Source organism: Ruminiclostridium cellobioparum DSM 1351 = ATCC 15832 (assembly GCF_000621505.1).
Taxonomy (GTDB): domain Bacteria; phylum Bacillota; class Clostridia; order Acetivibrionales; family DSM-1351; genus Ruminiclostridium; species Ruminiclostridium cellobioparum.
This window is the reverse complement of record NZ_JHYD01000031.1, coordinates 85,051-106,643: the sequence shown is the minus strand read 5'-3', so window position 1 is coordinate 106,643 and position 21,593 is coordinate 85,051. Positions and strand designations below refer to the sequence as shown.

Below are 21,593 nucleotides of genomic sequence, written 5' to 3'. Positions count from 1 at the left end.
CAATACTTTGAAAGCGCACATGGCCAATTAACCTCCTTTATTCGCCACATTGCGATAAAGGATATAAGTTTTCATTACATTTTGTGGCCGCAATGCGGCTCATGGAGGTTAATATAAATAAATTAAATTTCAGGAGGATATTATGACATTCAACGATATTTTCAAATCGAGCTTTATTGAAAAGGTAAGCTCCTTTTCACCATTGGACATGGTTATTGCATTGGGACTCTCATTTATTCTGGGACTTTTCATCTTTTATGTCTACAAGAAAACCTTTAACGGAGTGATGTACTCGGCCAGCTTTGGGGTTTCACTCATGGCAATGACTCTTATAACCACACTTATAATTCTGGCTGTTACTTCAAATATAATACTGTCGCTGGGAATGGTAGGCGCCCTGTCCATAGTGCGTTTCAGATCGGCTATTAAAGAACCCATGGACATTGCGTTCTTATTCTGGGCCATATCGGCAGGAATTGTAACAGGTGCGGGTTTAATACCGCTTTCGGTCTTCGGTTCGGTTTTCATAGGAATAATAATGATAGTTTTCGTTAACAAAAAGAGCTCTGACAATCCTTATATACTGGTAGTCAACTGTGCCGACGACAAATCCGAGGAGCTGGTCACGGGTATGGTGGACAAAAATGTCAGCAAATATCTGGTCAAATCCAAGGCGGTGTCGGCAACAGGTATCGAACTGACAATGGAAGTGAGACTTAAAGATATGACAACTCAATTCGTCAACAGCATATCGCAGCTCGAAGGTGTGTCAAATGCAGTTCTGGTAAGCTATAACGGCGAATATATGTCATAGGTGGGAGGTTTGAGTTGCTATGATAACCGGCAGGAAAATCAATATTATAATAATAAGTTTAGTTATACTTGCTGTAATTTTTACAGGCATACTGGCTGCTGTTCCCAAAGTTGCAGGAAATGCTGAGACCGCAGTATCGGCACCGGATTATGCAGGAGGGGTGTTCGATAAGGATAAAATAACGGCCATCGATATTCAGGTGGATGAGGATGACTGGCAGAATATGCTTGACAATGCCACCAAAGAGGAATACATTTCCTGCAATCTGACCATAAACGGTCAAACCATAACTGCCGTGGGAATAAGGCCAAAAGGAAATTCAAGTCTTAAAACCGTTGCAAGCTCCGATTCGGACAGATACAGTTTTAAATTTGAATTTGACCATTATATTGAGGGACAGACCTTTATGGGCCTGGATAAAATGGTAATAAACAATGTGCAGTCGGATGCCACCTATATGAAGGATTACCTGTCGTATGACCTCATGACCTACATCGGAGTCAAGTCCCCTCTTTTTGCATATTCCAATGTAACCGTCAACGGTAAGGACTGGGGGTTGTATATAGCTGTCGAGGCAATTGAGGAATCCTTTGCACAGCGTAATTACGGCAGTGATTACGGAATGATTTACAAGCCCGAAAGTATGGAGATGGGCGGCGGCGGTGACTGGGATAACAATGCCGGGCAGAGACCGGCACCTGCTGCACGGCAGAACAATAACGGGGAAAATACCGGAAACGTGATGCAAAATGTCCCGCAGCAGCAAAATACACAGGAGCAGAACCCATTGCAGCAGGAACGGCAGCCGGGTCAACAACAGGATACACAACAGAGAAATATGGGAAGAGGCATGTTCGGCGGTTCGGGCGGTGGTACCGATCTGGTCTATACCGATGATGAAATTGACAGCTATTCCAACATCTTTGACAATGAAGTGTTCAATGGTTCAGCAGCTGATTATAACAGAGTTGTCAAGGCGCTGAAAAACCTTAACTCCGGTACTGATATAGAGAAATATATAGATGTTGATGCAACATTGAGGTATCTGGCGGCAAGTACTGTTGTGGTCAACATGGACAGCTATTTCAGCAATATGAAACACAACTATTACCTTTATGAAAAAGACGGAAAGCTGACAATGCTGCCCTGGGACTATAATCTGGCATTTGGAGGTTTTCAAATGGGTTCGGCCGAGGCGGCGGTAAACCTTGCCATCGATACTCCGGTATCGGGAGTTGAAATGTCGGAAAGGCCAATGCTGGCAAAACTGCTGGAAGTGGAAGAATACAAGGATAAATACCACGAATACCTGAAACAGATTGTGGATGAATATTTCAACAGCGGTTATTTCGAGAAAACTGTAGACTCTGTAAATGCCCTCATTTCAGAATATGTCAGTAAGGATGCAACTGCTTTCTATACCCACGAGCAATACACGGAGGCTGTTGCAATGCTTAAGGAATTCGGGACGCTGAGAGCGCAAAGTATAGAGGGGCAGCTAAATGGTACTATTCCTTCTACAACAGCCGGACAGTCGGGTGCAGGCGGCAAGCTTGTGGATGCATCCGCCATAAATCTTTCAATCATGGGCTCACAGGGAGGCGGAGGTGACCGTGGCGGGATGAACCGGCAGGATAGGGATAAAAATAATTCCAGCACCCAAAACGCTCAGCCGCCGGGCAGTTCCAAAACCGGCGACCAGCAGCAGAACGCACAGCAGGGCAACCAAATACTGCCTGATAACCAGCAGTCGGGAAATGAGCAGGACGAAATGGTACAGCTGCCCGAGGGCATGCAGCTCCCTGACGGATTTCAGCCCCCGGGTGATGGCCAGCTGCCGGAGGGAGCACAGCCTCCTGACGGTATGCAGCAAGGCGCGGATGGTCCGGGAGGAGGCAATTGGGGAATGGGAGGCCCGGGACAGGGCGGCTTCGGAATTAATGGGCCTGCCGGGCAACAGGCTGCCGGAGGACAGTCTGGAGGCTATAATATTGTGATTATAGCGGGAAGTGCAGTATTTCTGATGGGAGGTTTGGGCTTTGCAATGAAGTTCAAAAGAAATAAATACATTTGATTTTAATTTAACGCGTTGTGCCGGATGATTTAAATTTTGCCTTACTGTGTAATCGTTATATCAACAGGTAACTTCCGTACTAACTTCATAAACTAAGTATGCACCAAAAACAATTACGAAAATTGTATCGCCTCATTTAAAGCGGTTTTGCCGTCGCTCAAACTCGACATCCTGTCTCGATTTGAAGCTCAAAGCAGCGTCCTGCTGCTTTGCCGGCAAAACCGCTTTACCTTCGGCGGCAATTAATCGTAATTGTTTTTAACTGTGCATCCTTAGTTTATGAAGTTGTCCTCGCGTTACCAGTTGATTCTAATTGAATTTATAAAGCAAAATAAAATTTTAATTGGCAGAACGGGTTAAATTAAATAAATAGGTATTGGCGCAACATAATCAAAAATAATTTATATATTACAATTACTTTTTCTCTTCATCAATTTCTTTTAAAAGTTTGGTTTTAAATTTATCATGGGGTTTTCTGGTAAAATCATAAAAATCTGAGGTCTGATCGTAAAAAGACTTTATCTTCCCGTCCTTCTCCACTTTGTAAAAACTAGTGGAGGATGTCCAAAAATATACTTATTCAAATCATTATTATAGTTTAGACAAAGAATATACATATATCGCATGGTACAAGCAACCTGGTGGGAAATTCAGGTCCTTTCACAGCCAAAACAGATTCTCCCAGTGTATGGATATCTATAATCATTATGGTAATCATGTTTTTATTTTTTATAGTAGCATCACGGTTTTATGTTGATGAAGCAAATCTTTCCGGCTATGTTCACGCCAGACGTAGTGGTTGATAGATTATATAAACAATGATTAGTTAAAAATTTACAGTAGACAGAATGGCGGTTAATCCAAAATGGGACGGATCGGGCTCGGACTCTGGAAAAGGGTTTTTAATAAATTCTGAAGAGAAGTACGAAGAGTACAGAGGCAAGTTGGGTACTGTTTTCTCTTATCAAGGTTATGAAGATACTGAAAAAAAGAGAGAAGCCATTCTTGCTGATAAGCAATATAGTAATGATAATATATTTAATTTCTATATGATTGGCGATGAGATTGTTTTTGTTGGTCCAGATCCTGGACCTTAAAGAAATTATACGGTTTCTCCGGTAATAAATCCAAATGAAAAAGTAATACTGCATTCCCGAAATTATTTATCCCTTGGGTAGACTAGCCTGAGGGATTTTTGATGTATAAAGCTGTGAGAGTATACTTAATAGATTTTTGGGACTTAAATATTGATGTTATCAACACTAAAATAACATTTACCTTTCAGATTATGCCATTTGATACTCCCTTTATTCTAGAGAGGATGAAAATTTTTAATTTCTACCATTTACGACATATACCCATATTTCTGCTGTAGAATTTATTTTTCCGCGTATTCAACTAATTTTCCACTAATTATTATATTCAGGGTTAAGCTGTATTTAATTGAGAAATTAATATAATTAATTAATAGATTATAAAAATTAATTAATTGATTAAAAATATTTAAATAAAAGTGTTGACAATTTATGAGAATGGGAATATTATATATCTATAGACTTAATAATATTAAACAAGTGATTAAAAAAATTAATTTCTTATACAAAAGAATTAAAGATTAACAATTAATGAATATTTCTAAATTTTTAAGAGGTGATTTTATGGCAAGAGAAGCTATCGGCAAGTGCCCGGTTTGCGGGAGTGAAACAGAGGTAACAAGGATAACCTGTAACAGTTGTGATACGGTTATAGAGGGACACTTTTCGCTATGCAAATTTTGTAAACTAACTACTGACCAAAGAAATTTTTTGGATGTGTTTATAAAATGCAGAGGTAACATAAAGGAAGTTGAAAAGGAGCTTGGTGTTTCATATCCTACAGTCAAAAACAAGCTGGAGGATGTAGCGTCGGCACTTGGCCACAAGGGTGAGCCTGTACCTGAAGTTCCCGGAAGAAGAAAGGAAATTCTCGATAAACTCAATGCCGGTGAATTAAGTGTTGAAGAAGCATTAAGCCAAATGAAGGAATAATAAATGCGGGTGAAATAGGAGGGAATTTAACAATGTCTATTAGCGAAGAAAGATTACTGATATTAAAAATGGTGGAAGAGAAGAAAATATCCACCGAAGAAGCTGCAAAGCTTTTGGCAGCACTTGAAGATGAACCCAAAAGGGAAAATGCCGAAAATTTCAATTATAGAAGAAATAATAAAGCAAACGGTTTTGCAGATGAAGCTGCAAAGGTGAGAGAAAGAGTAAATGAATGGAAGAAAGAGTTCAAAACCAATTATAATCAGGCAGATTTCGACAACATGATCGATGATTTCGCAAACAAGGCTGAAAAGTTTGGTAAGAACGTGGCCAGCACCACAGCCGGAATAGTTGACAAGGTTATAGATTATGTAGGAAGCTTTGTGGATACAAATTCCTTCAATGTATTCGGAAGCCTGCAGACAGTTCAAAAGAATTATGAAGTTATTCCTGCTGAAGGAGCAAATCTTGAAATCTCGGGAATAAACGGGAGCATAACAATAAAAAAGCACCTTGATCCCAAAGTAATGATCATATCAAGGATAAAGAGCACGTCACCCACAGGCGAAGGTATTGTAAGCTTTGTAGAGGATCCCTCAAACATTTCAATAAAAGTTAACAGTACGGCTTTAAATGCAAGTGTTTCTCATGAGGTATTTGTTCCCGATGTTAAATTCAATGCCATAAGGATTGAAAATTCCAACGGTAAGATTTATATCGAAGATTCGCTTTCCCAGGAAGTGACAGCCACTACAAAAAATGCTCATATTGAGCTGATGGGTGTAAACAGTGACAATGTATCGGTTACTACAAAGAACGGCAGAGTCCAGATGAATTATATCATTGGGAATAAAATCGATATCAATACAAGCAACGCCGTTATAGATATAAAACACATAAAAGTCAGAGATGTAAGCGCCGTAACCATAAACGGCAGAATCAATATCGAAAATGCCCAAAATGTTGATGACAGTGAAGATATGAGCATGTACCTCAAGACCTCCAACGGCGGTATCAAGGTAAATATGAACGATATGGACAACAGGGTTTACAAGGTAAAGGCCCATGCCAGCAACGGTTCCATCAACCTGCTTATTCCTGAAATAGTATATCATAATGTAAACCGCAAGGGTGTTACAGGAAGCTTCGTTGAAGCTGAGAGCAGAGATTATGAAACCGGAGTCAACAGGGTTAATATTACCGGCGAAACCATGAACGGACAAATTGAAATAGTTAAGTAACAGCTATAAACTATAGAAGGTTACTAATACAACCTTAATTGCTTACGTGATATAAATTTATATAGAAAACCCCAAAAAGAACTATCTTTAACGGCTACTTAAAGATAGTTCTTTTGTTGCGTCTGGTGACTGTTCATGTTATAATATCTAATTGCGTAACATTAATAGATTATATTTCTTTTATGTATATTTACCTAAAGTCAATTACATATACTAAGTGTACAAATAATTAAGGAACGGTTGGGAAAAAGTATGTTTGATAAGCTGCAGTCGGCAGAGGACAGGTACGAGGAAATAAGCCATAAATTAAGTGATCCTGATGTGATTAACAATCAGGAGGAATATAAAAAATATATGAAGGAGTACTCCGATCTGGAGGAAATTGTTCAGAAATTCAGAGAGTACAAAAAGGTCACCTCCGATATCGAGGAGGCCAGAGAGCTGCTGGACGGCACTCTTGAGAAGGACTTCCGTGAAATGGTCCAGGCAGAGTTCGAGGAAGCACAGGAAAAGCTCGAAATAATTAAAAAGCAGCTGAAGGTCATGATCGTTCCCAAGGACCCGAATGATGACAAGAATGTTATTATTGAAATCCGCGGCGGGGCAGGCGGGGAGGAGGCAGCGCTCTTTGCCGGGGTGCTTTTCAGAGCCATGACCAGATATGCCGAGCGGAAGCGCTGGAAAACCGAAATACTTGACTCCAATCCTACGGAGCTCGGAGGCTTCAAGGAAGTAGTATTTTCAATTGAAGGCAGGGGTGCATACAGCCGTCTGAAGTTTGAAAGCGGAGTGCACAGGGTTCAGAGAGTGCCCTCTACCGAATCCAGCGGGCGTATCCACACTTCCACCATAACGGTTGCAGTTCTGCCGGAGGTCGAAGAGGTTGACGTGGAGATAAACCCCAATGACTTGAGGATTGATACTTACAGAGCCAGCGGTGCCGGCGGGCAGCACATAAACAAAACCGATTCGGCTATCAGGATAACACATATTCCCACCGGCCTGGTCGTCGCATGTCAGGACGAACGCTCACAGCACAAGAATAAGGACAGGGCTATGAAGATATTGAGGTCAAAGCTCTATGAAATAGCACAGCAGCAGCAGGCAAACGAAGTTGCCCAGGACAGGAAAAGCCAGGTCGGAACAGGCGACAGAAGCGAAAGGATCAGAACCTACAACTATCCCCAGGGAAGAGTTACAGACCACAGGATAAATCTTACGCTTTACAAGCTTGACCAGGTGCTCGACGGAGATCTTGATGAAATAATTGATGCGCTCATAACCACCGACCAATCCGAAAAGCTGGGCGGCGGCAGTGAGGACGAAGATTAAAAATTGGACGAATTATTAATAATCCACGGGTTCTATGAATATTATGTCATATAGACTTACTATCAAAGGATGGAATTGCCGTGGAACACATTTTGAAGATTGGGATTATAGGCTTGATATCAGGAATTACCGGGACAGGTATTGGTGGATTGATAGCCTTTTTTGTGGGCAAAAATATAAGTAACAGAATATTGAGCTCAATCCTGGAATTTTCAGCAGGTCTTATGACCTCTGTTGTTTGCTTTGAACTTGTACCCGAGGCGGTTGAGATAGCCGGACTCAACCTGACGCTTATCGGTGTGCTTTCAGGAATATTGATTGTAATTGTAATTGATGATTTTGTCAAGCAGCTTGATGCAGTCAAGAATGCAAATGGGAATTCAAACCTGCTGAGGGCGGGGATACTTGTTTCCATAGGCCTTGCAATGCACAATCTGCCGGAAGGTTTCGCAGTGGGTTCGGGTTTTGAGGCCTCATTAAGCTTGGGAATCACACTGACACTGATAATTGCCATACATGACATTCCCGAGGGGATTGCAATGGCACTGCCAATGAAGGTGGGAGGTTTTTCGGCCGTCAAAGCCTTTACTCTTACAATACTGTCAGGTGTGCCGATGGGTGTCGGAGCGCTGGCAGGGGCTGCACTCGGACATGTTTCGGAGCAGTTCATAGGCTTGTGTCTGGGTTTTGCGGGGGGAGCAATGCTGTATGTGGTATACGGTGAGCTGATACCCGAATCAAAGAGGATTTATCTGGGCAGAATGTCCTCGGTAGGAAATGTATTTGGTATTTTATGTGGTATAATAGTAACAATGCTTAATTAGTACCCGGGTTAAGCTGCGCCCTGCCCTGTCTTCGGCAGACGTGCGGATTAACCGCATATAATTATTTTTGAGCTGGAAGGGCTGTATCTTAATGAAAACAAAAGTTATAAAAATCGACCCGTTAAATATAGACATGCAGGAACTCGAAGAGGCTGCCAAAGCCTTGCGCGCCGGGAGGGTTGTGGCAATTCCCACCGAGACTGTTTACGGACTGGGTGCCAATGCCCTTGACCCCGGGGCCGTTGAAAGTATCTTCAGGGCCAAGGGCCGCCCTTCGGATAATCCGCTGATAGTACATATAGCAGATAAGGAAAAGGTATATGAGCTGACAGAGAACATTCCCGAAAAGGCCCTGCTGCTGATGGACAAGCTGTGGCCCGGCCCTCTTACCCTGGTACTTGAAAAAAGCTCCATAATACCCGGCATAATAACGGCCGGGCTGGAAACTGTGGCAATCCGCATGCCGGAGCATCCTGTGGCACGGGAACTTATCCGGCTGGCAGCGGTACCTGTGGCTGCGCCCAGCGCAAATGTCTCGGGCAGGCCAAGTACCACCACGGCGCAGCACGTTCTGGACGATATGGACGGAAAGATAGAAATGGTGGTTGATGCGGGAAGCTGCCGCGTGGGTCTGGAGTCAACAGTGCTGGACGTTACGGTTGAACCTCCGGTATTGCTGAGGCCCGGAGGAGTGACACCCGGGCAGATCGCGAAAATTATCGGTCCCATAGACATTGATAAAACTATTTTGGGGAAAATAAGTTCGGAGAATATACCCAAATCCCCTGGAATGAAATATACCCATTACTCGCCCAAGGCACATGTTGTAATAGTGAGAAGTGAAGACCGGCAAAAGCAGGTGGACAGGATCACAGCCCTTGCACAAGCAAGTGAAAGGGAAGGCAAAAAGGTGGGCATATGTGCTACAGATCAGACAAAGGCGGAATATCACGGTTTTGAAACCCTGTCCATGGGGGACAGGGACAAGCCTGAGACTATTGCGGCCAGGCTGTTTTCACTGCTGAGAGAGTTTGATGACAAAGGTGTGGATATTATTTTCGCCGAAGCTGTGGACGAGCATGAGGTGGGGCTTGCCATCATGAACAGGATGGTAAAGGCCGCAGGCTATGATATCATTCAAGCAGAGTAAGGAAACATCCGGATATCCGAATATTGGAAACCTGAATGAAGAGAACGGCTGTATTGGAGGAAAACATGGAAGTAAAAAATCATAAGACCACAAATATTTTATTTGTCTGCACCGGCAATACTTGCAGAAGCTGTATGGCAGAGGGTATTTTCAGGGCTTTTTCACAGCAGGAGGCGGCTTTGAAGGAATCAGCGGTTTCCTCAAGGGGGATACAGGCCTTTGACGGAGAGCCGGCTTCAGAGCATTCGGTTGCCGCGTTGAAAAAGCTGTGGGATATTGACATATCCATTCATAAGGCAAAGCTTCTGGACAGGTCGGATATGGACGGGGCAGAACTGGTACTGACAATGACCAGACAGCACAGGGACTATCTGAAGAGCAGATTTCCCGACAAAAAAGCTTCTATTTTCACGTTGAAGGAATATGCATACAGGGAGGTTTTGACTGAGAGCAGTGACCTGGATATAACCGATCCCTTCGGAATGCCTTACCAAAGCTACGAAACCTGTGCAAAAGATATCTTTGAGAGTGTTCGGACCCTTATAAAAAAACTGACCGGGGACAGCTAAAATATGCAGGTTTATAAGGCACTTTTTTTTGACATGTAATAGTTTATACTATAAAATAATAAAGAACGGCATAGGAAAAACATTGAGAAACAATACGTAATAATTAATGAAAAATGGCACCGGCAATTTTCCCTGACCAACAAGCTTAAACGCATATAGTTGTTAAAACGGGGTAAATTGGCTGTCCTGGGCCGGAAATGGAGATAAATTTTGATAGCAATAGGTAGTGATCATGCAGGATACCTGCTCAAGGCAGATATCATAAAATTACTTCAGGCTAAGGGACTTGAAGTAAAGGATTTTGGTACCAACTGTCCCGATTCGGTGGATTATCCGGATTATGGACAAGCCGTAGCCGAAGCTGTAAGCAAAAAAGAATGTGAAAAAGGTATCGTTATTTGCGGTACCGGAATAGGGATTTCAATAGCATGCAATAAAGTTCCCGGCATAAGGGCGGCTTTGTGCACCGACAGCTATATGGCTAAAATGAGCAGACAGCACAATGATGCAAATATACTTGCCATAGGTGAAAGAGTGGTTGGACCCGGAGTAGCATTTGATATTATTGAAACCTGGCTTGAAACCGAGTTTTTAGGTGGCAGGCACGGCAATAGAGTTGAAAAGATTTCAAATATTGAAAAAAAATATTTTACAAAGTGAGGAATTAAATAATGGAAAGCGTATTTGTTTTTGATCATCCCCTTATACAGCACAAGGTATCTTTACTCAGGGACAAGAATACAAACACCAAGGAATTTAGGGAGCTGGTTTCAGAGATAGCAATGCTTATGGGTTATGAAGTAACCAGAAATATGCCTCTGAAGGAAGTGGAGATTGAAACACCTGTTGGAATAGCCAAAACAAAAGTAATATCAGGCAAAAAGTTGGGAATAGTCCCCATATTGAGAGCCGGTCTTGGAATGGTTGACGGTATGCTGAGCCTGCTGCCTATGGCAAAGGTTGGACATATAGGGTTATATAGAGATCCTGAAACACATGAACCTGTTGAATACTACTGCAAGCTGCCGGTAGATGTGGAGGAGAGGGAAATAGTTGTTCTCGATCCCATGCTTGCAACCGGGGGGTCGGCATCGGCAGCTATCCAGTTCATCAAGAACAGGGGAGTTGCAAATATTAAACTGATGTGTCTTGTGGCTGCAAAGACAGGTATAGAAAGAATCCGCAAGGATCATCCTGACGTTGAGATTTACTGTGCCGCTGTGGATGAGGTATTGAACGATCACGCCTATATTGTTCCGGGACTGGGTGATGCTGGCGACAGGTTGTTTGGAACCAAGTAATGATATTTTACGCGGTTTCCGGTTTTTAGTTTTGGTAGGGGGTATTTATGAGGCCGTCTTGGGATGAGTACTTTATGCAGATTGTAGATTTGATAAAAACAAGATCCACCTGTTTGAGAAGACAGGTTGGAGCAATCATTGTCAAGGATAAAAGAATACTTGCAACCGGTTATAACGGTGCACCGGTAGGGTGCAGGCACTGTTCCGAGGTAGGCTGCCTAAGAGAAAAGCTGAATATTCCCTCCGGCCAGAGACATGAACTGTGCAGAGCGATCCATGCCGAGCAGAACGCCATAGTGCAGGCTGCCTGCAGCGGAACAAGCGTTAATGGGGCCACCCTGTATGTGACTACCCAGCCCTGTGTTTTATGTGCCAAGCTTGCCATCAACGCAGGAATAACGCGCATAGTGTTTAACGGAGATTATCCGGATGAGCTTTCCATGGCTTTACTTGAAGAAGCAGGGCTTGAGATAGTTAAAGTGTAATACCGCTCAAAAACGTATTGTATATTGTTAATAGAGGGTAACAAGATTTAAATTCAGAGGGAGTTTAAATACCTCCCTCTATTTTGATGTATGGGAAGTTATAGTTTTTTAATTTCCTGAAAGTTTGGAGAATAGCCTAAGAAGCTCGAAGCTGGGATTTCTCTAAGAACGGAAGGTGTATAAATGTCTAGTGTATATGAGTATTTTATTTCTTTCACGCTTGCTTTTATAGTAGCATTTTCTGCAACTCCGGTAGTTAAAAGCCTGGCTTTTAAAATTGGAGCCGTTGATATCCCAAAGGATGACAGGAGAATGCATAAGCAGCCCATCGCAAGACTGGGCGGCTTTGCAATTATAGCAGGATTTTTCGTTTCAATACTTTTCAGTATCGTAACTTCCAAACTTCTGAATGTGGGAACAGCTATTGTTTTTGACTGGCAATTCATAGGAATGCTCCTGGGAAGTTCAATTATTGCAATCCTGGGAGTAATAGACGATATTAAGGCACTGAGTGCCAAACTGAAATTTCCGATTCAGATAATTGCGGCACTTATTGTTGCTGTTACAGGTACGAGAATCGACTTTATAACAAATCCGTTCTCGGATATAGGAATATCAACTTTTGGACCCTGGATTTCATACCCAATCACCATATTGTGGATTGTGGGAATAACAAATGCCATCAACTTCATTGACGGACTTGACGGTTTGGCTGCCGGCGTTTCCTCCATAGGTTCACTGTCTCTGTTTTTCGTTTCGGTCATCAGACCTGAGCCGGATATACATACTGCGGTTCTGGCTGCCATACTTGCCGGTTCGGCGCTTGGTTTCCTGCCCTATAATTTCAACCCTGCAAAAATATTCATGGGAGATACGGGAGCGACCTTTTTGGGCTTCATGCTTGGAACCATATCAATTCAGGGTACATACAAGGCCTATACCGCAATTGCCATAGCTGTGCCCATACTTGTGCTGGCACTGCCGCTGTTTGATACTGTTTTTGCCATATTGAGAAGAGTGGCAAGCGGCAAATCACCCATGACAGCCGACAGGGGCCACCTCCATCACAGGCTGGTAGATATGGGGCTCACCCAGAGGCAGTCGGTATCCTTGATATATGTTGCCAGTGCCGCACTGGGCTTATGCGCGGTGGTGCTGGATTATAAAGGGCCTGTAAGTGCAATAATACTTGTAATAGCCGTAGCGGTTTTTGTTATAGTAGGATCGATGTATATGAATGAAATGAACAATGCCAGCAAGGCAAAAGAAAATCATCATCTTCAAAATCCGGCAAGATTGGCTGTAATTGGAGGAAGGAAATTGGATAAATTAAAAGTAATGACCGTATTCGGTACCAGACCGGATGCAGTAAAAATGGCTCCTTTGGTCAAGGAGCTGGAAAAATGTGAAAAGATAGATTCGGTGGTATGTGTAACTGCCCAGCACAGGGAAATGCTGGATCAGGTGCTTAAGATGTTTGAAATCACTCCTGAACACGACCTTAATATAATGCAGAGCAAACAGACTCTGACAGGTATAACCACAAGGGCGCTGGAGGGCCTGGAGAATGTAATTGATCAGGAAAAGCCCGACATTGTACTGGTCCATGGCGATACCACAACCTGTTTTGTGGGAAGTCTTGCCGCTTTCTACAAACAAGTAGCGGTAGGTCATGTAGAGGCGGGATTGAGGACCTTTGACAAATATTCTCCATATCCTGAGGAAATGAACAGGAAACTTACGGGAGCAATGGCTGATATTCACCTTGCACCTACTGGGACAAACAAAACCAATCTTCTGAATGAAGGTGTAAGCGCAGATACCATATATGTGACGGGAAACACTGTCAACGATGCTTTAAAGACCACTGTAAAGGATGACTATACCTTTGAGTGTGAAGCTCTGAGAAATATTGACTTTAAGAATAAAAGAGTGATAGCCGTAACCGCCCACAGAAGGGAAAACCTTGGCGAACCCCTGCGAAACATTTGCCGTGCCATATCCACCATTGTCAACAATTATAAGGATGTGGAGGTTGTTTATACCGTGCACCTGAACCCTGCCGTTCAGGAGACGGCAAAAGATATCCTGGGAGGCAAGGAAAGAGTTCATCTTATCCCGCCCCTGGACGTGCAGGACATGCATAACCTTATGGCCCGCTCGTATATGATAATGACAGACTCCGGAGGAATCCAGGAGGAAGCTCCCACCCTCGGCAAGCCTGTGCTTGTGCTGAGAAAGGAAACAGAGAGGCCGGAGGCTGTCAAGGCCGGAACGGTGAGACTTGCCGGAACGGTTCAGGAGGAGATCGTGGAGCATGCCTCCAAACTACTTGATGATAAAGACGATTATGAGAAAATGGCCAAAGCTGTAAATCCGTATGGTGATGGGCATGCTTCTGAAAGAATTGTTCAGGTGCTGCTGTTCCATTTCGGCTTAACAGATGAAAAGCCTGATGAATTTAATGTTTAGAAAGAAATATTAAATTACCGGGAAAAGAGGCTGCTTCAAAAACAGCTTCTTTTTTTGCGTGAAAATCTGATCATGACGAATTTTGTCGTAAAGTGTTTAAAATTTAACATACTGTGGTAACTAATATAGTGGCCGTATTTATAATATCATTATCGGGAGGTCCTTTAAGTGACTAAAAAAATTAAATACAGGATACTGGGTACGTTTTTGATTACATCCACACTTTTCATTGTTTTTTTAAGTACATATGTTATTTTTAATTTAATTCAACTGAATAAATCGGAAACAGCAGCGGTTGAAAAAATGCTGTTCAGTGATTACGACAATATGATTAAAAATGAAGTTGAGGCTGCAATAACTATACTTGAATCATATCATGATGCCTATAAGGAAGGTTTAATGCCGGAAAAGGAGGCACAGGAAACTGCAAAAAGAATAATCAAGAAATTGAAATACGGCAATGACGGCTATTTTTGGATAGACGACACTTCGGGAGTTCTTGTTGCTCACCCTGTTAAGCCTGAAGACGAGGGGAAAAACAGGCTTGACATAACCGATCCCAATGGTGTGAAGCTTATACGGGAGATTATTGAAGCGGCTGCCGACAACCAAAGGTCGGGATATACCGATTACATGTGGGAAAAGCCGGAGGATGCCGGTACCGACAGGCTGACTCAAAAAAGGGCTTACTCAAAATTGTTCAAACCCTGGAATTGGATTGTGAGCACAGGAAATTACGTGGATGATATCCAGAATATTGTAACCGAAAAGGGTGTCGAACTGAACAGGAACCTTACCGAAAATATTTTAGGTATACTTATATTCCTGGGGCTTTCAATAATAGCTATGATTTTTGTGGGGCTGGCACTCAGCAAAAAACTTTCGGAGCCTATTGTCAAAATTGTCAAAGCCTTTGAAAAGGATGAAGACGGACAGATAAGCATCCAGGAAATCCGGCTGAAGTCCAGGGATGAAATCGGAATCCTCGCCAATACCTTAAATGAGATGTCTATGCAGGTCAAAGGCTTTATTAACGGTGTAATGAGCGAATCTGCAAATATTGACGCCTCAGCCGACAATGTAAGAGAGCAGATGGCCATGATGAACAAATTGATAGAGGAAGTTTCAGAGACAACTGAAGAATTATCGGCCGGAATGGAGGAGACGGCAGCATCGACCCAGGAGATGTATGCTACCGCTGTGGAAATAGGAACAGCCGTGGATTTGATAGCCGGTAAGGCCCAGGAGAGTGAGAGACACGTAATAGAAATCAGTAAAAGGGCAAAAGATTTGAAAGAAAATATCAGCAATGCTATAATAGACGGAACACAAATAATAGGCAAGTCGAGAAAAAACCTTAAGAAGGCTCTCCAGGAAGCTGAATCAGTTAAGAGAATCAACGAATTGGCTGATGTGATACTGCAGATTACAAGCCAGACAAATCTTTTAGCGCTCAATGCTTCCATTGAGGCTGTCAGAGCGGGAGAAGCGGGCAAGGGCTTTGCCGTTGTTGCCGATGAAATAAGAGTGCTTGCGGAGGATTCAAAAAGTACGGCAAATAAAATAACCGGTATAATCAGGCAGGTTACAGGTTCAGTCTCCAATTTGTCGGACAACTCCTCAGAACTGCTGGATTTTATCGACACCACTGTCAAGCGTGACTTTGATATGATACTGAACGCATCGGGTGAATATGAGAGGGATTCGGAAAATCTCAGCCTTCTGGTAGCCGACTTCAGCAGGACCTCCGAGGAGCTCAATATTTCAATATCAAATATGATAAAAGCCATAAATGAAATAACCTCCGCCAATAGTGAAGAAGCGGAAGGTACCAGCAACATAGCACAAAGATCGGTACAGGTAAAGGAAAGAGCAAACGAACTTCTGGTACAGGCCAATAAATCCAAGAAGTATTCGGAGAATCTCATGAACTATGTTTCCAAATTCAAACTGGAACAGTAGACTACAGAGCTGTAAAAGAGATAATAATCGAGAGAATTGAGTAATAATTGAGAGAGGTGCAGTGGGCATGGCGTACACTATAGTTGATTTGCTGGACAAGTTCATTTCCCTTGAACAGGCAGGACAGGACATGTTTATGGGAATAACCGGGAGGAAGGATGTACAGCATAAGATAAAAACCATGGCAAGAATATTTGCCAATCAGGAGAAAAAACATATTGAAATATATCAGACCCTCAAAGCCAAACTGGAAAAAGAACCTGAAACAGAAATCGACTTTTTTATTTATGACAAGATATCGGCGGCAATATTTCAATATGCCGGGATCAGCCGGGTAGTTGGGACCGAAAGTCCGAAAAGCCTGCTGGAATTTTGTCTGAACTTTGAAAAGGACAATCTGGCTTTACTTTTAAGCATACAGGATATATTCTCAAAGGCTGAAACCGATACAAACGCAGTAAACATTAAGCTTATCTCTGAAATTATTTCTGAAGAACAAAAACATGTAAGAAACCTTGAAGCTTTCATGTGAGCTTCAAGGTTTTCCTATAGACCGGCATATCAGCATGCCGGCTTCTTCAATATCAATGTTAACTGTGTTATTTTAATCCCGTATCTACTACTTGTTGAAATTCGCTGCGGTATTGTCATCGTTGCTTGCCTCACCCTGGCTTGAGACGTCTGTCAGGATTACAATATCCACTCTTCTGTTCTTTTGACGATTCGCATCTGAATCGTTTGGAACCAGAGGAGTAAATTCGCCGTAGCCGACGGCCGAGATCAGCTTGGGATCAATACCTGCCTTTTCCACCAGAATTCTTAGAACATTGGTGGCTCTTGCACTTGACAGCTCCCAGTTTGACGGGTAAAGAGGACTTTTGATAGGTACATTATCGGTGTGTCCTTCAATTCGGATATGCTTGTTTGGTATATTAGCCAGGATATCCCTGCCTATTTTAAGCACCTTGTCTTCCGATTCCTTCTCTATGTCAGATCTGCCCGATTTAAAAATAAGTCTTTCATTAATTGAAATTACGACGCCGCGCTCCTGCTTCCTGACATCGATGCTTCCTGCAAGTCCCTGACCCTGAACCATTTCCTTAACTTCCCGGGTTATACCTTCTATTTGCTTGTCTTCCATCTCAGAGGGGATTACAGGCGAAGGCATTGTAGCCGGAAAATCAACCAGGGAGTTACCCTGCCCGCTGCCCTGCAGAACTGAATTGGAACCGGTACCGAATATGGAACTGAATGACTGGGACAGCTGCTGGAACTTTTGTGTATCCACCTGGCTCATGGCAAATAAGATTATGAAGAGGATAAGTAAGAGGTTCATCAAGTCTGCATAAGTCAAAAGCCATCGTTCGTTATTGTCTTTTACTACCTTCTCCTTTGCCATACCTATGCCTCAACTCCTTCTTCAGCAATTGCAGCATCCTCTTTTTCCTTCTTACCGTTCAGTTTTTCCATAAGGTTAAGGTTGAGCTTTTCCTTAATTATACGTGGATTTTCACCGGCCTGAATTGACAGGAGGCCTTCTATGATCAGTTCATTTATCATGGTTTCACGGGCTGCCTTAACTTTGATCTTATTGCCGAAAGGCAGCCATAAAAGATTGGCGAAAGCAACACCGTACATGGTAGCAATGAACGCACCTGCAATTTTAGGCCCCAGAGCCAGAGGGTCGCTAAGGTCCTTCAATATGCTCAGCATTCCCATAACTGTTCCGCAAACACCCATGGCGGGCCACGTTCCGCCCATGGCTTCAAAAATCTTTGCGCCTGACTCGTATATTTCGCCCTGCAATTCGGTTTCTCTGGCCAGTATATCTTTAATTACTTCGGTTTCTATACCATCCACAACCAAAGCCAGGCCTTTCCGTATCAAATCATTCTTGTTGGTTTGAGCATCCTGCTCCAAACTCAGCAATCCGTCTTTTCTTGCTTTTTCGGAAAGATCGGCCAACTCGTTGATGATATCGATTTCATTGTAATTCTTTTGAGTAAACAACATGGAAAGAGTAGATAACATTTTCTTGAACTCAGATAAGGGAAAGCCCACGAGAGTCGCTCCGAAACCTCCGACAAAAACAATTAGAAAGGGACCCGGACCCCATAGTCCGCCAAGAAGGGACAGGTCGAAATGACCTTCTTCAAGATATCCCATAACTACTCCGCCTAAACCTAAAATCAAACCTATAATGGTTGTAATATCCATATTTTAACCACTCCTGATTGTAAATTCTTTTGTGCAAGTTATACTAAAATTCGAAGCTGAATTATGCACTTTTCGTCAAAGGGCCATTGATTTACCTTTTTCACTGTGCTATTATTGAACTAATTTATGCTATGTACAATTTCCCAACATAGCATGGTTAGAAATAAACCTAAATAAGTATCGTAATTTTTAAGTAGAAACTTAACAACTAATTGCGGAGATTGTATAAAAAAACGATAATGAGTAACATTTTAAAATTTTTTGTAAAAAGAGTTTGTATTTTTTATGCAATTGCTCTTATAATATGTTTGATATTCAGCGGGCATCGGATTATAATGATTGCAGCGCTCACTATCGGCGTATTAATATCGTTGTTAAGATTTGCAGTTCTCGAATCCGTGCTCGGGCATTTACTAAGTGGGGCGAATAAAAAGAGGGCAGTAGCAATAAATATTGTAATATATTTGCTAAACTTAGTCATAATAGGGATAACAGTAGTTTTTGCCATGCAATTTGGAGTGCATGCCTTTCTGGCTGTGCTGGGCGGAATACTTTCAACCCTGTTTGTGATTATGATAAATGCCATAACAGAGGCTTTTGGAATTACACAAAATCACTATGGACAGAAGGTGAAATAGAATGCATGAAGAAGTAAGTATGAGCGACAGGCTTGTAGAGGCAATGGAGCCACATAATGTGTTTACAATCAAGCTGCCGGGTCTGGAAATACCGGTATCTGACGTTGTAGTTGTGATGTGGGTTATAATGGCGGTACTGATATTTTTCAGCATATTCCTTACCCGTAAGCTTTCAGCCGTACCGAACAAGAAACAAAATGTTGCAGAAATCATAGTGGAGTTGATAAATAATATTGCAAAAGATGCAATCGGAGAACATCATTGGAAGGCATTTGCACCGTATTTGGGTACTATCTTTTTGTTCCTTATTTTTGCCAACACCGTTTCCATTTTTAATGTTATTCCGGGAGAAGGTTTTAAATTCAGACCTCCTACCAGAAACATCAATGTAACTGCATGTATGGCAATTATGTCAATTTGTGTGGTTATTTATGCAGGCATCAGGTACAAGAAGATGAGCGGGTGGCTGAAAAGCTTTGTTGAACCTATCCCAATGATGTTACCCTTCAAGATACTGGATTATGGTATAAAACCTTTATCTCTCGCTTTGCGTCTTTTTGGCAATATACTGGGTGCGTTCATAGTAATGGAGCTGATTTACATGGCAATGCCTCCGGTAATACCGGCAGCACTAAGTATTTATTTTGATTTGTTTGACGGGATACTTCAAGCATATGTGTTTATGTTTTTAACTTCACTATATATTGCAGAGGTATTAGAATAAGGGGGTGAATAAATAATGACAGGAATAATAGCTATAGCAGCAGCGATAGCAGTTTTTACAGGTATTGGCGCCGGAGTAGGTATCAGTTTGGCAACGGGTAAAGCTGTTGAAGGTATTGCAAGACAGCCTGAAGCTGCCGGCCAGATAAGAAATGTTATGCTTCTCGGAGCGGTTCTTGCAGAAGCCACAGCCATCTATGGTCTTGTAGTTGCTTTGGTACTCGTATTCTTAAAGATGGGATAATATGGTCTACAGTGTAAGGCCTGTTTAATATCTGCTTGTGTCTGGCATTTTAGGTAGATTTTGTGTCAGGCAGGGCAAATTTTCGAAGTAGTAATTTGTTTATTGCAAGAAAATTTAACGTGGCATGGCGCAAAATCCGCCAAAATGACGTGCACAATGAGATCTTAAACAGGCTCTGAGGATATCTGTGAAAGGTATTAAAATACCAGGGGATATATGGATATAAATACCCCGGCAGTCTAACGCCTTTCACAGATATGGCAGTGTTTATAAAGCATGGTTGATATTCCTTGCTATTATATATATGACAATATCGATCAATGATCACACCGAGACGATTTGTCCTCCAGCCTCCACGAATATAATGACGCCGTTATATCGTATAGATGTTTATGCGGATATATGCGGAGTGAAGTATATTTACCACCCTATACGGCTCGCTATAGGTGCGTGCATATTAAATTTCTGTGAGCCAGAAAGGCGAATGATAATTATATGTTAATGCCTGAAAAATATACATTTATTTTTGTTGCATTAAACCTGTTGATATTGTTCTTCTTCATGAAAAAGTTTTTGTTTAAACCTGTCACAGAGTTCATGGAAAACAGGAAAAAATCCATAGAGCAGGCTTTGAAGGATGCGGACCAGGCAAAACTTGAAGCGGCGGAATCAAGAAAAAATTATGAAGAGCAGATAAAGAAGATCAGGGAAGAAAGCGATAAGCTTTTGAATGAAGCAAGAATCAAAGCTACACGTGAATATGACGAGATAATTGCAAATGCCAAAAAAGATGCGCTGGTTATTGTTGAAAAAGGCCGTCAGGATGTAGAGCGCGAAAGGGCGGAAATGCTGCGTCAGGTAAGGCAGCAGATTGCCGCACTGGCTATTACTGCTGCTACAAAGGTTGTTCAGGCCAATATGGATACCGAGTCAAACAAGAGTATGGTTGATAAATTTATAGATGAGGCAGGTGCAGCATAATGCCGCTTGTAGAGAAAAGATATGCCCAGGCATTATTGGAGCTTTCACTTGACGATATAGGTAGTGTCAGGCAGGAATTTGAACAGCTTGTGGAAATATTTAATTCTGATATGCAATTCCGGAACTTTTTAACTGATCCAAGGGTCAAGCTGGATAAAAAGCAGGGGTTGGTCAGAAATGTATTCTACGGCGAATTAAGCTCAAAAATGCTGAACTTTATGCTGCTATTGATAGCAAAGCAGAGAGTGGCTGAACTTCCCGGCATTTTTGAACAGTTTGTGCGGCTTGCCGACCAGAGGGCAAATGTACTGGATATGAAAATTATCACGGCTGCTCCGCTTGAAGAAAGTCAAACCGGCTCTTTGAAAGAAAAGTTCGGGAAAAAATATAATGCAAGTGCGGTAAAGGTTACAGAAGTTGTGGATCCTTCGATAATTGGCGGAATAAAGGTAATTATCGGGGACAAAGTCTACGACGGAAGTATTAAAGGCAGAATTGAATCATTAACTGAACTGGTTACTATGTAGAGCCGGTGTCAG

At 42.3% G+C, this 21,593-nt stretch carries 22 protein-coding genes and 1 pseudogene; 21 read left to right on the top strand and 2 right to left on the bottom strand.

The window, feature by feature from the left end:
• The first annotated feature begins 142 nt into the window (after positions 1–142).
• The 16 genes and pseudogenes from T344_RS0112720 to T344_RS0112645 all read left to right on the top strand — a co-directional run bounded on the left by T344_RS0112720 (position 143) and on the right by T344_RS0112645 (position 16,783).
• A complete protein-coding gene (locus tag T344_RS0112720; protein WP_027629031.1) occupies positions 143–814 on the top strand; it encodes a DUF4956 domain-containing protein in 672 nt (223 codons plus the stop codon).
• Positions 815–833: 19 nt separating this feature from the next.
• A complete protein-coding gene (locus T344_RS0112715) occupies positions 834–2,888 on the top strand; it encodes a CotH kinase family protein (protein WP_027629030.1) in 2,055 nt (684 codons plus the stop codon).
• An 848-nt stretch (positions 2,889–3,736) separates the two neighbouring features.
• Positions 3,737–3,985, top strand: coding sequence for a hypothetical protein (locus tag T344_RS0112710; RefSeq protein WP_027629029.1), 249 nt, complete (start codon positions 3,737–3,739; stop codon positions 3,983–3,985).
• 561 nt (positions 3,986–4,546) lie between these two features.
• On the top strand, positions 4,547–4,915 hold the full coding sequence (locus T344_RS0112700; protein WP_004625631.1) for a DUF2089 domain-containing protein: 369 nt from the start codon (positions 4,547–4,549) through the stop codon (positions 4,913–4,915).
• Between the two features lie 32 nt (positions 4,916–4,947).
• Positions 4,948–6,156, top strand: a complete 1,209-nt coding sequence (locus T344_RS0112695; RefSeq protein WP_004625473.1) for an SHOCT-like domain-containing protein — start codon at positions 4,948–4,950, stop codon at positions 6,154–6,156.
• Between the two features lie 252 nt (positions 6,157–6,408).
• The gene (gene prfA, locus T344_RS0112690; protein ID WP_004625578.1) at positions 6,409–7,488 is read left to right on the top strand and encodes a peptide chain release factor 1; all 1,080 of its coding nucleotides are present in this window, start codon (positions 6,409–6,411) and stop codon (positions 7,486–7,488) included.
• An 80-nt stretch (positions 7,489–7,568) separates the two neighbouring features.
• Positions 7,569–8,312 carry a ZIP family metal transporter gene (locus T344_RS0112685; protein WP_027629028.1) on the top strand — a complete coding sequence of 248 codons (744 nt, stop codon included), beginning with the start codon at positions 7,569–7,571 and terminating at the stop codon, positions 8,310–8,312.
• Positions 8,313–8,403: 91 nt separating this feature from the next.
• Positions 8,404–9,462 (top strand): L-threonylcarbamoyladenylate synthase, encoded by a 1,059-nt coding sequence (locus T344_RS0112680; protein ID WP_027629027.1) that lies wholly within the window; start codon positions 8,404–8,406, stop codon positions 9,460–9,462.
• 65 nt (positions 9,463–9,527) lie between these two features.
• Entirely contained in the window at positions 9,528–10,031 is a 504-nt protein-coding gene (locus T344_RS0112675) for a low molecular weight protein arginine phosphatase (protein WP_027629026.1), read from the top strand.
• Between the two features lie 210 nt (positions 10,032–10,241).
• Entirely contained in the window at positions 10,242–10,691 is a 450-nt protein-coding gene (gene rpiB / locus T344_RS0112670; protein WP_004625472.1) for a ribose 5-phosphate isomerase B, read from the top strand.
• Between the two features lie 11 nt (positions 10,692–10,702).
• Positions 10,703–11,332, top strand: coding sequence for a uracil phosphoribosyltransferase (upp, locus tag T344_RS0112665; protein WP_004625622.1), 630 nt, complete (start codon positions 10,703–10,705; stop codon positions 11,330–11,332).
• A gap of 47 nt (positions 11,333–11,379) precedes the next feature.
• The gene (locus tag T344_RS0112660; protein ID WP_004625561.1) at positions 11,380–11,817 is read left to right on the top strand and encodes a deoxycytidylate deaminase; all 438 of its coding nucleotides are present in this window, start codon (positions 11,380–11,382) and stop codon (positions 11,815–11,817) included.
• A 183-nt stretch (positions 11,818–12,000) separates the two neighbouring features.
• Positions 12,001–12,729: pseudogene (locus tag T344_RS31820) on the top strand (glycosyltransferase family 4 protein); the annotation flags it as partial.
• A 408-nt stretch (positions 12,730–13,137) separates the two neighbouring features.
• Positions 13,138–14,289 (top strand): non-hydrolyzing UDP-N-acetylglucosamine 2-epimerase, encoded by a 1,152-nt coding sequence (gene wecB / locus T344_RS31550; protein WP_027629024.1) that lies wholly within the window; start codon positions 13,138–13,140, stop codon positions 14,287–14,289.
• A 168-nt stretch (positions 14,290–14,457) separates the two neighbouring features.
• Complete coding sequence (locus T344_RS0112650; protein ID WP_027629023.1) at positions 14,458–16,251, top strand: methyl-accepting chemotaxis protein; 1,794 nt, start codon at positions 14,458–14,460, stop codon at positions 16,249–16,251.
• Positions 16,252–16,318: 67 nt separating this feature from the next.
• On the top strand, positions 16,319–16,783 hold the full coding sequence (locus tag T344_RS0112645) for a ferritin family protein (RefSeq protein WP_027629022.1): 465 nt from the start codon (positions 16,319–16,321) through the stop codon (positions 16,781–16,783).
• Between the two features lie 87 nt (positions 16,784–16,870).
• On the opposite strand, the gene T344_RS0112640 is transcribed toward T344_RS0112645, so the two are convergent.
• Positions 16,871–17,650: an OmpA/MotB family protein gene (locus T344_RS0112640; RefSeq protein ID WP_027629021.1), complete on the bottom strand. Its 780-nt coding sequence runs from the start codon at positions 17,648–17,650 to the stop codon at positions 16,871–16,873.
• Between the two features lie 2 nt (positions 17,651–17,652).
• Positions 17,653–18,468, bottom strand: a complete 816-nt coding sequence (locus T344_RS0112635) for a motility protein A (protein WP_004625613.1) — start codon at positions 18,466–18,468, stop codon at positions 17,653–17,655.
• A gap of 221 nt (positions 18,469–18,689) precedes the next feature.
• Here T344_RS0112635 and T344_RS0112630 point away from each other — a divergent pair, with 221 nt between their 5' ends.
• The 5 genes from T344_RS0112630 to T344_RS0112610 all read left to right on the top strand — a co-directional run bounded on the left by T344_RS0112630 (position 18,690) and on the right by T344_RS0112610 (position 21,581).
• Positions 18,690–19,106, top strand: coding sequence for a hypothetical protein (locus tag T344_RS0112630; RefSeq protein ID WP_242842074.1), 417 nt, complete (start codon positions 18,690–18,692; stop codon positions 19,104–19,106).
• A 1-nt stretch (position 19,107) separates the two neighbouring features.
• A complete protein-coding gene (locus tag T344_RS0112625) occupies positions 19,108–19,830 on the top strand; it encodes a F0F1 ATP synthase subunit A (protein ID WP_242842073.1) in 723 nt (240 codons plus the stop codon).
• Between the two features lie 15 nt (positions 19,831–19,845).
• Complete coding sequence (gene atpE / locus T344_RS0112620) at positions 19,846–20,073, top strand: ATP synthase F0 subunit C (protein WP_004625527.1); 228 nt, start codon at positions 19,846–19,848, stop codon at positions 20,071–20,073.
• Positions 20,074–20,568: 495 nt separating this feature from the next.
• Positions 20,569–21,054: a F0F1 ATP synthase subunit B gene (gene atpF, locus T344_RS0112615; RefSeq protein WP_027629018.1), complete on the top strand. Its 486-nt coding sequence runs from the start codon at positions 20,569–20,571 to the stop codon at positions 21,052–21,054.
• On the top strand, positions 21,054–21,581 hold the full coding sequence (locus T344_RS0112610) for a F0F1 ATP synthase subunit delta (protein WP_027629017.1): 528 nt from the start codon (positions 21,054–21,056) through the stop codon (positions 21,579–21,581). The genes atpF and T344_RS0112610 overlap by 1 nt, the downstream gene beginning before the upstream one ends.
• Positions 21,582–21,593: the final 12 nt, after the last annotated feature.